General features: G+C 65.0%; 15 protein-coding genes. 1 reads left to right on the top strand and 14 read right to left on the bottom strand.

Features of this window, described 5'->3' with window-relative positions; all coding sequences use genetic code 11:
• Positions 1-80 precede the first annotated feature (80 nt).
• Positions 81-533 (top strand): DciA family protein, encoded by a 453-nt coding sequence (locus ABGV18_RS07550; RefSeq protein ID WP_396585510.1) that lies wholly within the window; start codon positions 81-83, stop codon positions 531-533.
• A gap of 81 nt (positions 534-614) precedes the next feature.
• Here ABGV18_RS07550 and ABGV18_RS07545 read toward each other — a convergent pair whose 3' ends face one another.
• From ABGV18_RS07545 to hflX, 14 genes are all read right to left on the bottom strand, one after another.
• The gene (locus ABGV18_RS07545; RefSeq protein ID WP_396585509.1) at positions 615-1,172 is read right to left on the bottom strand and encodes a flavin reductase; all 558 of its coding nucleotides are present in this window, start codon (positions 1,170-1,172) and stop codon (positions 615-617) included.
• A 128-nt stretch (positions 1,173-1,300) separates the two neighbouring features.
• The gene (locus tag ABGV18_RS07540; RefSeq protein WP_396585537.1) at positions 1,301-1,804 is read right to left on the bottom strand and encodes a response regulator; all 504 of its coding nucleotides are present in this window, start codon (positions 1,802-1,804) and stop codon (positions 1,301-1,303) included.
• A 194-nt stretch (positions 1,805-1,998) separates the two neighbouring features.
• Entirely contained in the window at positions 1,999-2,916 is a 918-nt protein-coding gene (gene lpxC / locus ABGV18_RS07535) for a UDP-3-O-acyl-N-acetylglucosamine deacetylase (RefSeq protein ID WP_396585536.1), read from the bottom strand.
• 222 nt (positions 2,917-3,138) lie between these two features.
• Positions 3,139-5,034 (bottom strand): molecular chaperone HtpG, encoded by a 1,896-nt coding sequence (htpG, locus tag ABGV18_RS07530; protein ID WP_396585508.1) that lies wholly within the window; start codon positions 5,032-5,034, stop codon positions 3,139-3,141.
• Between the two features lie 397 nt (positions 5,035-5,431).
• Positions 5,432-5,779 carry a 50S ribosomal protein L19 gene (gene rplS, locus ABGV18_RS07525; protein ID WP_396581273.1) on the bottom strand — a complete coding sequence of 116 codons (348 nt, stop codon included), beginning with the start codon at positions 5,777-5,779 and terminating at the stop codon, positions 5,432-5,434.
• A 16-nt stretch (positions 5,780-5,795) separates the two neighbouring features.
• Positions 5,796-6,572 (bottom strand): tRNA (guanosine(37)-N1)-methyltransferase TrmD, encoded by a 777-nt coding sequence (gene trmD / locus ABGV18_RS07520; RefSeq protein ID WP_396585507.1) that lies wholly within the window; start codon positions 6,570-6,572, stop codon positions 5,796-5,798.
• Positions 6,572-7,093: a ribosome maturation factor RimM gene (gene rimM / locus ABGV18_RS07515; protein ID WP_396585506.1), complete on the bottom strand. Its 522-nt coding sequence runs from the start codon at positions 7,091-7,093 to the stop codon at positions 6,572-6,574. Before rimM ends, trmD begins: the two co-directional genes overlap by 1 nt.
• 3 nt (positions 7,094-7,096) lie before the next feature.
• Positions 7,097-7,363, bottom strand: a complete 267-nt coding sequence (rpsP, locus tag ABGV18_RS07510) for a 30S ribosomal protein S16 (protein ID WP_396581276.1) — start codon at positions 7,361-7,363, stop codon at positions 7,097-7,099.
• Positions 7,364-7,567: 204 nt separating this feature from the next.
• Positions 7,568-8,863 carry an adenylosuccinate synthase gene (locus tag ABGV18_RS07505; RefSeq protein ID WP_396585505.1) on the bottom strand — a complete coding sequence of 432 codons (1,296 nt, stop codon included), beginning with the start codon at positions 8,861-8,863 and terminating at the stop codon, positions 7,568-7,570.
• Entirely contained in the window at positions 8,856-10,049 is a 1,194-nt protein-coding gene (locus ABGV18_RS07500; RefSeq protein ID WP_396585504.1) for an ATP phosphoribosyltransferase regulatory subunit, read from the bottom strand. Before ABGV18_RS07500 ends, ABGV18_RS07505 begins: the two co-directional genes overlap by 8 nt.
• A gap of 144 nt (positions 10,050-10,193) precedes the next feature.
• Positions 10,194-10,373: a DUF2065 domain-containing protein gene (locus ABGV18_RS07495; protein WP_396585503.1), complete on the bottom strand. Its 180-nt coding sequence runs from the start codon at positions 10,371-10,373 to the stop codon at positions 10,194-10,196.
• A 15-nt stretch (positions 10,374-10,388) separates the two neighbouring features.
• Positions 10,389-11,321: a protease modulator HflC gene (gene hflC, locus ABGV18_RS07490; protein ID WP_396585502.1), complete on the bottom strand. Its 933-nt coding sequence runs from the start codon at positions 11,319-11,321 to the stop codon at positions 10,389-10,391.
• Entirely contained in the window at positions 11,318-12,451 is a 1,134-nt protein-coding gene (gene hflK, locus ABGV18_RS07485; RefSeq protein WP_396585501.1) for an FtsH protease activity modulator HflK, read from the bottom strand. The genes hflC and hflK overlap by 4 nt, the downstream gene beginning before the upstream one ends.
• A gap of 133 nt (positions 12,452-12,584) precedes the next feature.
• On the bottom strand, positions 12,585-13,937 hold the full coding sequence (gene hflX / locus ABGV18_RS07480) for a ribosome rescue GTPase HflX (RefSeq protein WP_396585500.1): 1,353 nt from the start codon (positions 13,935-13,937) through the stop codon (positions 12,585-12,587).
• Positions 13,938-13,939 lie beyond the last annotated feature (2 nt).

Raw genomic sequence — 13,939 nt, 5'->3', positions numbered from 1 at the left:
CTTACGGCAGATGCGTGGATAATGATAGGCAGTGGGTCGTGCCTCACGCCCGTCACAACCCCGTCACGAAAGGCCGCGCGATGAATCTGGAACGCTACCGCCTGAACAATCCCACGCTGGCCGGCATTCTCGACCGGGTGGCCCTGATCCGGGGCTACCAGGCCATCATCGACGGTCTGGTGTCGGGCCGCTCGGGACTGAGCGTGCAGGTACTCAATGTCAACGAACAGACGCTGACCATCGGCGTCCCCAGCGCCGCGGCCGCCAGCCGGCTGCGCTTCGAGGCCCCCGACCTGCTTGCCCGGCTGCACAAGGCGCTCGAGGCACACCCCGGCGCGCCGCGACCGGCGGGCATTCGCGTGCGGATCACCTCCGCCCGGGTCTCGGCGAGGCAGCAGCCTCGCCACCACGATCGACCGGCGTCGCAGGCGGGCAGCCAGGCACTGCATTACCTGGCCGAGGCCCAACCCGGGAGTGACCTCGCACGGGCGTTGGAGCGGCTTTCGCGGGCGATCAAGCCGCCAGAAGACTGATCCACCACGGCAACTCCACCACGGCAACGGGGGATGCACGGCCGCCCTGCCCCGCGGGCCGGGGTTCAGAGCAAGCGGCGTTCAAAGCATCTGGGGCAAGAACTGGTCACTGCGGTCGATGGTCTGACCGGAGAGCATGAACACGCCATCACCGGTGTAGTGGAGGGTCTCGGGGTAGACCGGCTCGGGGGTGACGTGGGCACGGACGACCTCGAAGACGAAGAAGTTGTGATCTTCGACCAGCCGATCGTCGACCAGCCGGCACTCGAAGTTGGCGTGGCATTCGGCCAGACGCGGCGCGGACACGGCATGGCCCGGTTCGGCGGTCAACTTGAAACGCTCGAACTTGTCGATCGCCTCACCACTGGTGTTACCGATACCGATGACCGCGTCGACCAAGTCGGTCGTCGGCAGGTTGATCACGCACTCGCCCGAGCGGCGCACCAGATCGAAGCTGTGGTTGCCCGCCGAGATCACGCAGCCGACCAGCGACGGCGAGAACGCCATCACGGTATGCCAGCCCATGGTCATGATGTCTCGCTCGCCATCACAGGCCGAGGAGACCAGCACCACCGGGCCGGGTTCGAGGTAGCGGCGGACCTTTTCCACCGGGAAATCGACTTTCTGTTGCCTGCTCATGCCCGGACCTTAGATCAGGCACGAGCCACATGCGACCGCCGCCAGCCGGCACGAATCAGTCGCAGGCGACTTCGGCCGGAGTCGGTGCCGCTCAAGGGCCATCAGCCTTCCGACCCGGGCACGACCTGTCAGAGGGCATTCCAGTCGAAGGCGGAGGACGGGGATCGGGCCGGTAACCGCCCGTTGCGCACCAGGCCCTCGATACGAGTGAAGACGTCGGCACGGCCAAAGGGCTTTTTCATGAAGTCGTCCGAGCCGAGTCGGTCGAGCACCATGCGCGCCATCGACTGCTCGTCGCCACTGATCATGATGACCGGCACCTCGGCGGTCGCCGGGTCCTGGCGCAGGCGGCGTAGGGCGGCAAAGCCGTTCATGCCGGGAAGCAGGATATCGAGGAAGATCAGGTCCGGCGGGTACTGGCGCGCCAGTTGCAGACCGGATTCGGCATCGCCGGCGGCGATCGGCTCGTACTCGTTCTGACTGAGCATCCGACTCAGGATCTTGACCACGGTCTTGGAATCATCGATCACCAGAATGCGACATCCTCGCGGCGCCTCGTAACGGCGCCCACGACGGCGATCCCCAGACTTACGCAGCCCCAACAGCCCGCTCATGCGACGCATGTAGCCCATGACACTCTCCTTGTGGTTGGTTGGTCCCACCGGCCCTCCTGGCCGGCACGCGTTCGACGATCCTGTCGAAACGAGTCGGCAGTGTTACCCAAGCCGCCCGCCCTGTCCAGCCGGCAGCTTGCCCAATAACCGGCAAAAAGAAGACCCGGCGCATGGCCGGGCCTTCTCGTTCGCTTGACCGATTCCCGGCGCTCTCACTCGGCGATCTGTGCCGCCGGGCGGGAGAACGATACCGGGGGCGGCTCCTCGGTCTCGAAGGTCACCACCTCATAGGCCGAGTCCCGGGCCAGCAATGCACGCAGCAGCTGATTGTTCAGGGCATGCCCCGACTTGTGACCGGTGAAACTGCCGATCACGCTGCAACCGAGCAGGTAGAGATCGCCGATGGCATCGAGGATCTTGTGCTTGACGAACTCGTCGCCGTAACGCAGGCCGTCCTCGTTGAGGATATGGTCCTCGCCGACCACGATGGCGTTGTCCACCGAGCCGCCCAGCGCCAGGTTGCGCGAGCGCATCATCTCGAGGTCGCTCATGAAACCGAAGGTGCGTGCCCGGGCGACTTCCTTGACGAAGCTGGTCGAGGAGAAGTCGATTTCCGCCAGGCGCGCCGACTTGTCGAGCACCGGGTGGTTGAAGTCGATCGACATCGCCACGCGAAAACCCTCGTGCGGATCGAAGCGCACCCAGCGATCGCCGTCGACCACCTCGACCGACTCGAGGATGCGGATGAAACGCTTGTGGGCGTCCTGCTCCTCGATACCCGCCGACTGGATCAGGAAAACGAACGGACTGGCACTGCCGTCCATGATCGGCATTTCCGGGCCGTCGATCTCGACCACGCAGTTGTCGATCCCCAGACCGGCGAGCGCCGACATCAGATGCTCGACCGTGGAGATCTTCACACCGTCCTGGACCAGCGTGGTGGACAGCTGGGTTTCGCCGACATTGAAGGCATGCCCCGGGATCGTCGCATCGTTGCCGAGATCGACCCGGTGAAAGACGATGCCGCTGTCCGCGGGCGCCGGCCGCAGGGTCAAACGGACCTGCTCGCCGGTGTGCAGACCGATCCCCGTGGCGCGGATGGTATTTCGGAGTGTGCGTTGCTGAACCAAGATCGAAGAACCCAAGCCGGTAAATCGGGGAAGTATCGCATGCTACTGGACGCAGAAAAACCGAACATTGCAGGGGGATTACCCAGCACCACAGTCAAGTATGCACCCGGGGTTTGCCAGAGCATGTTCCCAGGAGCCGCGTCCGCATCGACCCGCCGCCCAAAAACAAAGAACCCCCGGGGTTGCCGGGGGTCCGTCTCGGGCGTATGGAAGGTTGGACCGTCAGGCGAGCAGGCGGTTCAAACGACTGACGAAGTCGGCCGAATCGGCCAGCTTGCCACCCTCGGCGAGCATCGCCTGCCCGTAGAGGACGTGGGCGATGTCCGCAAAGCGCGCATCGTCCGACTCCTTTTCGGCCTGTTGGAGCAGGCGGTGGTCCGGATTGACCTCGAGGATCGGCTTGGTCTCCGGCATCGACTGGCCTGCCTGCTCGAGGATGCGCTGCAGATGGAGGCTCACCTGCCCCTCGTCGGTCACCAGACAGGCCGGCGAGTCGACCAGGCGACGCGAACGACGCACGTCCTCGACCTGCTCGCCGAGGGTGTCCTTGAGCCGCTTGATCAGCGCCTCGTGCTCGGCCTTTTCCTCCTCGGACTCGTTCTCGTCCTCCTCGTCGACGTCGATCTTGGCCTTGGTCACCGACTTCAAGGTCTTGCCGTCGAACTCGGTCAGGTGCGCCATGACCCACTCGTCGACGCGATCGGAGAGCAGCAGCACCTCGATGCCCTTCTTGCGGAAGATCTCCAGGTGTGGCGAGGCAATCGCCGCCTGGTAGGAGTCGGCGATGATGTAGTAGATCTCGTCCTGGTCCTCGGCCATGCGCTCGATGTAGTCGGCGAGCGAAACGGTCTCCGCGTCACTCGCACCCTCGTCTTGACCCTTGGTGGAGGCAAAGCGCAGCAGCCCGGCGATCTTCTCCTTGTTGGTCGCGTCCTCGCCGATGCCCTCTTTGAGCACGCGACCGAAGGTTTGCCAGAAGTCGGCGAACTTCTCCGGTTCGTTCTTGGCCATCTGCTCGAGCATCGAGAGCACCCGTTTGACCGAGCCGGAGCGGATGGTGTCGAGCACGCGGTTGGACTGCAGGATCTCGCGCGAGACGTTCAACGGCAGGTCGGCCGAGTCGATCACGCCGCGCACGAAACGCAGGTAACGCGGCATCAGCTTGTCGGCGTCGTCCATGATGAACACGCGCTTGACGTACAGCTTGACGCCATGGCTCTGCTCCGGCTCGAACAGGTCGAACGGCGCACGCTTGGGGAGGTAGAGCAACGAGGTGTACTCGACCTTGCCCTCGACCTGGTTGTGCGCCCAGGCCAGCGGCGGCTCCCAGTCGTGCGAGACGTGCTTGTAGAACTCGATGTACTCCTCGTCGGAGATATCGCTCTTGGGCCGGGTCCATAGCGCGTTGGCGTCGTTGACGGCCTCCCAACGCCCCGGCGTTTCGGTCTCGTTGCCCTCGTCGTCCTTCTCGGTCTTGGGCGGCACCCACATCTGGACCGGGAAGTTGATGTGATCGGAGTACTTGCGGATCACCGAGCGCAGGCGGAAGTCGTCGGCGAATTCCTGCTGGTCCTCGCGCAGGTGCAGGACGATGCGGGTGCCGCGCTCGGGCTTCTCGACCGTCTCGATGGTGTACTCGCCCTCGCCGTCCGAGGTCCAGCGTACGCCGTGCCCGGCACCGACGCCGGCGCGACGCGTGATCAACTCGACGTGGTCGGCGACGATGAAGGCCGAGTAGAAGCCCACGCCGAACTGCCCGATCTGGTTGGTGTCCTTCTGCTTGTCGGCCTCGAGCTGCTCGAGGAAGGCCTTGGTGCCCGAGTGGGCGATTGTGCCGATGTGCTCGACCACCTCCTCGTGATTCATGCCGATGCCGTTGTCGTCGATGGTGACGGTCTTCGCCTCGCTATCGAAGGACACCCGCACCCGCAGGTCCTTGTCATCCTCGTAGAGCCCGTCGTCGGCGAGCGCCTCGAAGCGCAGCTTGTCGCAGGCATCCGAGGCATTCGAGATCAGCTCGCGGAGGAAGACCTCCGGGTTGGAGTACAGCGAATGGATCATCAGGCGAAGCAGTTGCTTCACCTCGGTCTGGAAGGCATGCGTCTGGGCTTGACTCATGAAAGCGGGTCTCCGTGTTGTCGCTCGGGGTTTCGAATTCGATCAGGCGGCACCAGCCGCCCTGGACGCCGTCGAGATAGGGACATACGCGGGGATTTCAAGTCGGGACGGTCCGGCCGACGCTAGCGCGGGGCGACGGCGGGGCTCAGAAGATGATCCGAACCGGCAGACCACAGGCATCCTCCGGCGGATCGGTCGACAGGCATGCGCCCTTGCCGGTAATCCAGCGGAGGGGGCTCAAAAGCGCGGCGAAGGGAACGAGCATGTCGTCTTATTTGCGCGCGCTCACGCGCTTGACCACGGGCAACGCCCCCCAAGCGGCACAGACCCGGCACCAGAAAAAGCGAAACCCCCGTCACCGATGGTGCGGGGGCTCGTTTCGTCGACCGGGGCCGAATCAGCCCAGGCGCTCGCGGATACGCGCGGCCTTGCCGGTACGACCACGCAGGTAGTACAGCTTGGCGCGACGTACGTCACCGCGACGCTTGACGTTGATCGCAGCGATCTGCGGGCTGTAGGTCTGGAAGACGCGCTCCAGGCCCTCGCCGTAGGAGATCTTGCGCAGGGTGAACGAGGAGTTCAGGCCGCGGTTGCGCTTGGCAATCACGACACCCTCGAATGCCTGCAGACGCTCGCGGTCGCCTTCCTTTACCCGCACATCGACGGAAACCGTGTCGCCGGGGCCGAACTCCGGCACCTCGCGGGTCATTTGATCGGCTTCGATTTTCTGGATGATCTCGCTCATTTTCCGCCACCTGTTATCAATCGCGTGTCTGTTGGCTACCCGGGTTGTCATCGCTAACCGCGAGCCAGTGTCTTTCCAGTGCCGCCCGTTCGTTGTCGGTCGGCCCGTGTTGCAAAAATAGGTCCGGTCGGCGCCGGGCCGTGGTCATCAGCGCCTGCTGCGACCGCCACTCGGCAATCCGCCGATGGTCGCCGCTGGAGAGCACCGTCGGCACCCCGCGGCCTTCCCACTCCGGCGGCCGCGTGTAGTGCGGGTGGTCCAACCGGTCGGCCTCGAAAGAGTCCTCGACCACCGACTGGGCGTCCCCGACCACGTCGGGCAGGCGCCTGGCGATCGCATCGACGGCCACCATCGCCGCCAGCTCACCCCCGGACAGCACCAGATCCCCGAGGGAATACTCGACATCCACCCGGGAGTCGAGCAGGCGCTGGTCGAAGCCCTCGTACCGGCCACACACCAGCACCAGCGGCTGTTCCCGTTCGGCCCAGTCGGCGATCACGTGCCGATCGAGCCTTTGCCCCTGCGGCGAGAGGGCCACCACCAGCGGACGACTCGCCCCGGCCTCGTCGACGGCCGCATCGATCGCGCCGCTGATCGGACCGGGCTGCAGCAGCATTCCCGGACCGCCGCCGAAGGGACGGTCGTCGACCCGACGGTTGCGATCGGCCGACCAGTCGCGCGGATTGTAGCCCGCCACGGTCAGCGCCCCTTTCTCGATCGCGGCGCGGACCATACCGCAGCGGTTCCCCGCGTCCACCAGTTCGGGGAACAAGGTCACCACCGAAATCCGCATCAAAAATCGGGGTCCCAGTCGACCTCGATTCGACGGGCATCGAGATCGACCGCCCGGATGACCTCGTCGGGGAGAAAGGGAATCAAGCGCTCCCGGTCTCCCTGCACGACCAGCACGTCATTCGCGCCGGTCTCCATGATGTCTCGCACCTCCCCCAGCACCTGGCCGGAGAGATGCACCACCTCGCAACCCATCAGGTCACGCCAGTAGTATTCGTTCGGCCCGGCCGGCGGCAGCGCGTCGCGCCCCACCAGCACCTCGGCCCGCGCCAGCGACTCGATTCCCGTGCGGTCATCGACCCCGGCCAGCTTGATGGCCACGCCCTTGGGGTGAACCGTCAGCTTCTCGATCTTCACCGGCCGCGTTTCGCCGCGCTCGGTGCGCAGGTAGACGTCACGGTACCGCTCGATGTTCTCGATCGGTCGCGTGAACACCTGCAGCCATACCCAGCCCTTGATCCCGTAGGGACGGCCGAACCGGGCGATGACGACCGGATCGACCGGTCCCGCCGACGCCGTCACCGTTTACTCGGCGGCAGCAGTCGTCTGCTTCTTGCTCTGGCGGACCAGGGAAGCAACGCGCTCGCTGGTCTGAGCACCGCGCTCCTGCCAGAAGGCCAGACGATCGAGGTCCAGGCGCAGGCGCTCTTCTTGACCGCGGGCTACCGGGTTGAAGAACCCGAGGCGCTCGACGTATGAACCGCTGTCACGCGCGTTGCGCTTGTCGGTAACGACGACGTGGTAGAAGGGCTTCTTTTTGGCACCAGTGCGAGCCAGGCGAATCTTGACCATAACGCTTAACGATTCCTGTTGGAGTAGTGACTGCCAGACTGCGTCGATGACGACGCCGACCATGCTCTTGGTCGATCTCGCAGCCTCGGCAATTCACCGAGGGAAATTCAAGTGGCGCGATTTTACGGATTTTTGCGCAGAAATAAAGACCTGCGGCCCACCGATTTTCCGGCGGGCATCTCAGCGGACAACGATCACACGCACTCAGACGTCGTAGGGATCCCGCAGGACGATGGTTTCCTCACGGTCCGGCCCGGTCGAAATCAGGTCGACCGGCGTGCCGGTCAGCTCCTCGATACGCCGGATATAGGCACGCGCCGCTTCCGGCAGACCATCGAGATCCTGCACGCCGAGGGTGGTTTCCTGCCAGCCGGGCATCGACTCGTAGACGGGCACGCAGCGCGAGTAGGTATCGGCGGAGAACGGCGCGCTCTCGATGCGCTGGCCGTCGATCTCGTAACCGACGCAGATTCGCACCTCTTCCATGCCGTCAAGCACGTCGAGCTTGGTCAGACACAGGCCCGACAGGCTGTTGATCTGCACCGCACGGCGCAGCGCGACGGCGTCGAACCAGCCACAACGGCGCGCCCGACCGGTGGTCGAACCGAATTCGTGGCCGCGCTTGGCCAGCCGCTCGCCGATCTCGTCCTCGAGCTCGGTCGGGAACGGCCCGCCACCCACGCGTGTGGTGTAGGCCTTGGTGATGCCGAGCACGTAATCGAGCTCCAGCGGCCCCACGCCGCTACCGGTGGAGGCCCCGCCAGCGGTGGTATTCGACGAGGTCACGTACGGGTAGGTGCCGTGATCGATGTCCAGCAGCGTGCCCTGGGCCCCCTCGAACATCAGGTTGCGCCCTTCCGCGCGCATCTTCGCCAGCGTGCCCGGCACATCACCGACCATCGGCGCCAGGATCTCGGCCTGGGCGATCAGGCGATCGAGCGTCAGCTGGAAGTCGATCGGCTCGGCACCGAAGTAGTGGCGCAACACGAAGTTGTGATAATCGAGCACCTCGCCGAGCTTCGCGGCCAGCCGCTCACGGTGGAAGATATCCTCCAGCCGAATGCCGCGACGGGCGACCTTGTCCTCGTAGGCAGGGCCGATACCCCGGCCGGTGGTGCCGATCTTCTGCTCGCCACGGGCATGCTCACGCGCGCCGTCGAGGGCGACGTGATGCGGCAAGATCAGCGGACAGGCCTCGGAAAGCATCAGGCGGTCGGAGGCGGGCACGCCGCGCGATTCCAACTGCTCGATTTCCTCGATCAACGCATCCGGCGCCAGCACCACGCCGTTGCCGATCAGGCACTTGACGCCTTCGCGCAAGATGCCCGAGGGAATCAGGTGCAGGACGGTCTTCTCGCCGTCGATCACCAGCGTGTGGCCGGCATTGTGCCCGCCCTGGAAGCGCACGACGGCGCCCACGTTTTCCGTCAGCAGGTCGACGACCTTGCCCTTGCCCTCGTCGCCCCACTGGGACCCAAGGACGACCACACTCTTACCCATGGTCCAATTCACCACCCGTTAGCTGCCAAGTTTGTGTCTGTCCGTCACCGACGGGCGCCAGTCGTGGCATGCCGTCGGGAATCGATTTCGTCGTGATCACGCGATAGCCCTGCTCGCGCAGCTCGCTCACCGCCCGATCGAGGGCCGGGTCATTGAGCCGTGCCGGGGCATAGGCCGTCTGACGGACGGGCGCCTCGTCATCACTCTCACCCAGCAGGTCACGCAGATCGAGGGAGAAGCCCAGTGCCGGACGCGATCGCCCGAACACCCGCCCGATGTCGTCGTAGCGACCGCCGCGGGCGATTTCCCGGCCCATGCGCGGTGAGTAGGCCGCGTAAACCAGTCCCGTCTGGTAGTGATAGCCGTGCAATTCGGACAGGTCGACCAGCACCTCGCTGCCGACCCGCTCCTGGATCGCCTCGGCCACGGTAGCGAGTCGGTCGAGCGCCACCTGGCCCTCGGCGTCGAGCAAATCCCTCAGGCGCTGCCTGGCCTCATCGATCGTGGCCTGCCACGGACCGTGCAGGTCGCACAGCGACTCGATGGCCTCGGCAAGCTGTGCATCCAGCGACCAGTCGACGAGCGTCTGGCGGATTTCGGGGACGGCCTTGCGGGTCAGCGCATCACGCAACTGATCCTCACGCACTCCGTCGAGCCCGGCGGCACGCACCAGTGCGCGGAAGACGCCGACGTGGCCGAGGTCGAGCGTGATCGCTTGGCATCCGCCGACCGCCAGGGCCTCGGTCATCAGCGAGATCACCTCGACGTCCGCCTCCGGGCCGTCGCTGCCGAACAGCTCGACACCCACCTGCAGCGGCGCGCGCGAGCCACCCAGCCCATCGGTCTTGGCGCGGATGACCGTGCCGATGTAGCACAATCGCCGCTCGTCGACCGGCGGCAGGCTGTGGGCATCCATGCGCGCGACCTGCGGCGTCATGTCGGCACGCACGCCCAGTTGGCGACCGGACAGGCCATCGGTGACCTTGAGGGTCTCGAGATCGAGATCCTCGCCGGTACCGACGAGCAGGGTATCGATGAATTCCACCATCGGCGGCACCACCAGCTCGTACCCCCAACGATCGAAGGTTTCGAGCATTCGGGTGCGGATGCGCTCAATGCGGCGTGCCTGCAGCGGCAGGACCTCGTCGATGCCGGCCGGCAGAATCCAGGGGGACTGATTGCTCATGCTGTTGCAGGTATACGCGTGTGGGGTGAACGGAAGGCCGAGGCGGGCACGGCACGGGGCAAAACCCGCGTATTGTAAACGCGGCGCACAAAAAACCCCAGCCCGGGCTGGGTGGGGTTCTTCACCTAATCCAAGGGGCCGAAGCTACCCCCAGACCCAGAGCGCCAGACCGATCAACAGCATCACCAGCGCGATGCCTCGCATGCGCGAGTCGGGCGTGAGGGCAAGCTGTGCGACCGCCTGCCGATAGGTCCGGGGGCTGATGAACGGCAGCAGCGCCTCGATGATCAGCACCAGGCCGAGCACCCGCAGCAGGTCGTCCATCACGCCGGGCCGCCCCTATCGCGCTGGCAGCGCGTCGACATTAGCCGAGCCATTGGCCGATTCGCCCTTGCCATCCGACGATTGGCCATCCGGCGACTGGAAGTAGCGGAAGAACGGGCTGTCCGGGCTGAGCACGAAGGTGTCGCCGCCGTTGGCAAACGCCTTCTGATAGGCCTGAATGCTGCGATAGAAGGCGAAGAACTCTTCATCCTGACCGAAGGATTCGGCATAGAGTTTCGCCGCCTTGGCGTCGCCCTCACCACGGATTTCATCGGCCTCTCGTTCGGCCTCGGAAACGATCACGACGCGCTGGCGATCGGCATCCGACGAGATGCGCTTGGCCTGCTCTTCACCACGCGAGCGGATCGCCTTGGCCACCGTCGAACGTTCCTTCTCCATCCGCGAGTAGACCGATTCGCGCACTTCCTGCGGCAGCTCGATGCGCATGATGCGTACGTCGACGATCTCCAGGCCCAGCCCCGAGATATCCTCGTTGGTGGTCTCGATGACGTTGCGCATGAAGAGATCACGATCCCCGGAGACCACTTCGGCGATGGTCCGACTGGAAATCTGGCTCTTCATGCTGTCCTTGACGATCTGGCCGAGCCGACTCTCGGCCACGGATTCCTGACCGCGGGTCGCCCGGTAGAAGTCCGCCGGCTGGGTGATGCGCCACTTGATGTAGTAATCGATGATCAGGTTCTTCTTCTCGCTGGTCAAAAACCGCTCGGGCGGCGTGGACAGCGAGAGAATCCGCGTGTCGAACAGGCGCACGGAGTTGACGAACGGCAGCTTGAAGTGCAACCCGGGCTCGAAGTCGGTCTCGATGATTTCACCCAGACGGAACTTCACGCCCTCCTGGTATTCGGCCACCTGGAAGGTCGCGGTCGCGTAAAGGAACACGATCACGACGATGATCGGCAGTAGCAGGCGCGTCACCCAGTTCATTCGGACCCCCTGGTACGCAGACCGGAACGGTTGTTATTGGAGCCGCCCGAATTACCTTCGAACGATGTGCTCGTCGAAAGCGACGGCACCGCCAAGGGCGCGCCGGCGCGCAGGTCGGTGTCCTGCGTCCCGTTACCCGTGGTGCCCGACGGCAGATTCAGGATGTTGTTCGCGTTGTCCGGGTCGACCAGGATCTTGTTGCTCTTGGCGTAGATCTCGCCGAGCGTGTCGATATAGATCCGTTCGCGGATGATCGACGGGGCAAGCTTGTAGGAGGCGAGCAGCGCATCGAAACGCGCGGCCTCACCCTGGGCCTGGTTGATCACGCGGGACTGATAACCCTTGGCCTGCTCGAGGATCTGGGCGGCGTCACCACGGGCACGCGGCACGACCTGGTTGGCATAGGCCAGCGCCTCGTTGATGTAGCGTTGCTCATCCTCGCGCGCCCGGATGGCGTCCTCGAACGCCGGCTGTACCGGCTCCGGCGGCTGAACGTCCTGCAGGTTGACCGAACGGACATTCAAGCCCGTGTTGTAGGACTCGAGCAGCTCCTGCATCCGGGTACGTACCGCATCGACGATCTCGACACGGCCATCGGTCAGGACGTAGTCCATGCGGCTCGAACCGATGACCTCGCGAATCGCGCTTTGCATGACGTCCTGCAGCGTGCCGTTGGGATCACGGACGTTAAACAGGAACTCGACCGGATCACGAACGGTGAACTGGCTGGAGAGATCGACGTCGACGATGTTCTCGTCGTTGGTCAGCACGGTCATGCTGAGCTCACGATCACGGTATTCATCGACGTTGACGGTGATCACGTCCGAAATCGGATACGGCGGGTGCCAATGCGGACCCGGCCCGGCCGTGCTGGTGTACTTGCCGAAGGTCAGCACGACGCCGCGCTGACCTTCATCGACGATGTAGATACCGGAAATCAACCAACCGATCAGCACGATGCCGATGATCGCGAGGATCCCCTTCGACCCACCGGCGTTACCCATGCCGCCACCACCGCCGAAGCGGTCCTTCAGGCGTCCAAAGGCATCGTCGATATTGGGCGGTTTTCCGCCCCGGCCGCGCGGGTTCGACCAGGGATCTTTACCGCCACCCGGCTCGTTCCAGGCCATGGGCTTCTCCAGTGATTGCCGCCGGAGAATCCGGCGGGCATGGGTATTCGTTTCATTCGCGCCCGACGGGCGCAAAGCAGCGCCAAAGTGTAGTGGCCGGGGGCGGTCGTGGCAACCGCCGCGGCGCTTGCCGTCAGTGACGGGGGGGACGCGCCGCGAGGATTTCTTCGAAGGGCTCGGGTGGCGCCGGCTCGGGGCCGTCGACCACCATGTTGGCCAGTGTCGGCTCCTTTTTCAGCAGCTGCCCCCAGCGGGCCACCGGCAGGTTGATCTCCAGGTGCCAACCGCCTTCATCGACCTCTTCCTCCAGCACGGCGCCCTCGCCCTGCAGCTGGGCGTAAAGCCGCCCGTCGGCCATGGGGATGAACAGCCGACGCGTGACGCTGCTCGGTTCGAGCCGCTCGGCAAGCGCCTCGCGCAGCTCGTCCAGGCCAACCGCATCCTTCGCCGAGACCCACACGCGGGTGGGCAAGTCGCTGGCATCACGGTCAACGCGCACCGCCCCGTCCTCGAGTTGGTCGATCTTGTTCATGACGGTCAGGCGCGGCATCTTCCCCGCGCCGATTTCCCCGAGCACCACCTCGACATCCTCGATCTGCCGGTCCCGTTCCGGCGAGGCCGCATCGACCACGTGCAGCAGCAGGTCGGCCTCGAGCGTCTCTTCCAACGTGGAACGGAATGCCGACACCAGTTCGTGCGGCAGGTGACGAATGAAACCAACGGTGTCGGCAAAGACCACGGTCAACTGCGGCGTCATTTCGACGCGTCGCAGCGTGGTATCCAGCGTGGCGAACAGCTGATCCGCGGTGAAGGACTCGGCCACGGTCATGGCGTTGAACAGGGTCGATTTGCCGGCGTTGGTGTAGCCGACCAGGGCCACGGTGGGCACGTCGGACTGCTGACGCCCCTTGCGGCCCTCGGCCCGCTGACGACGCACCCGGGCGATGCGTTCCTTGAGCTGCTTGATGCGCCCGCCCAACAGGCGCCGGTCCATCTCGAGCTGGGTTTCACCTGGCCCACGCAGGCCGATCGCGCCGCCGCGCTGGCGCTCAAGGTGGGTCCAGCCGCGCACGAGCCGGGTCGCGAGGTGATTCAGCTGGGCCAGCTCGACCTGCAACTTGCCCTCGTGCGAGCGGGCCCGCTGGGCAAAGATATCGAGGATCAAGCCGGTGCGATCCAGCACGCGGCACTTGACCAGCCTCTCGAGGTTGCGCTCCTGCGAGGGTGAGAGCTGGGCGTTGACGATCACCAGCTCGGCCTCGTGCGCAGCGACCAGTTCCGCCAGTTCCTCGGCCTTGCCCTTGCCGATGAACAGGCGCGGATCGGGCGTCTGGCGCTTGACCTCGCTCTCGACGAGGATCTCCGCGCCGGCGGAGCGGGCCAGCTCGCGGAATTCGGCCAGGTCTTCGTTCGAATCGGCCGCCCGTTGCTCGACGTGCAGCAATACGGCTCGTTCACCGCCCTGGTGGCGCTCGAAAAACTCCATCG

Source organism: Guyparkeria halopsychrophila (assembly GCF_044582135.1).
Taxonomy (GTDB): domain Bacteria; phylum Pseudomonadota; class Gammaproteobacteria; order Halothiobacillales; family Halothiobacillaceae; genus Guyparkeria.
Note: the sequence above shows the minus strand (reverse complement) of the source record. Positions and strands in the feature narration are given on the sequence as shown.

Excerpts from the sequence above, each read along its gene's own strand:
- ABGV18_RS07550 (WP_396585510.1), top strand. The coding sequence starts at position 81 with ATGAATCTGGAACGCTACCGCCTGAACAATCCCACGCTGGCCGGCATT.
- ABGV18_RS07545 (WP_396585509.1), bottom strand. The coding sequence starts at position 1,172 with ATGAGCAGGCAACAGAAAGTCGATTTCCCGGTGGAAAAGGTCCGCCGC.
- ABGV18_RS07540 (WP_396585537.1), bottom strand. The coding sequence starts at position 1,804 with ATGGGCTACATGCGTCGCATGAGCGGGCTGTTGGGGCTGCGTAAGTCT.
- htpG (WP_396585508.1), bottom strand. The coding sequence starts at position 5,034 with ATGAGTCAAGCCCAGACGCATGCCTTCCAGACCGAGGTGAAGCAACTG.
- rplS (WP_396581273.1), bottom strand. The coding sequence starts at position 5,779 with ATGAGCGAGATCATCCAGAAAATCGAAGCCGATCAAATGACCCGCGAG.
- trmD (WP_396585507.1), bottom strand. The coding sequence starts at position 6,572 with ATGCGGATTTCGGTGGTGACCTTGTTCCCCGAACTGGTGGACGCGGGG.
- rpsP (WP_396581276.1), bottom strand. The coding sequence starts at position 7,363 with ATGGTCAAGATTCGCCTGGCTCGCACTGGTGCCAAAAAGAAGCCCTTC.
- ABGV18_RS07505 (WP_396585505.1), bottom strand. The coding sequence starts at position 8,863 with ATGGGTAAGAGTGTGGTCGTCCTTGGGTCCCAGTGGGGCGACGAGGGC.
- ABGV18_RS07500 (WP_396585504.1), bottom strand. The coding sequence starts at position 10,049 with ATGAGCAATCAGTCCCCCTGGATTCTGCCGGCCGGCATCGACGAGGTC.
- ABGV18_RS07495 (WP_396585503.1), bottom strand. The coding sequence starts at position 10,373 with ATGGACGACCTGCTGCGGGTGCTCGGCCTGGTGCTGATCATCGAGGCG.
- hflC (WP_396585502.1), bottom strand. The coding sequence starts at position 11,321 with ATGAACTGGGTGACGCGCCTGCTACTGCCGATCATCGTCGTGATCGTG.
- hflK (WP_396585501.1), bottom strand. The coding sequence starts at position 12,451 with ATGGCCTGGAACGAGCCGGGTGGCGGTAAAGATCCCTGGTCGAACCCG.
- hflX (WP_396585500.1), bottom strand. The coding sequence starts at position 13,937 with ATGGAGTTTTTCGAGCGCCACCAGGGCGGTGAACGAGCCGTATTGCTG.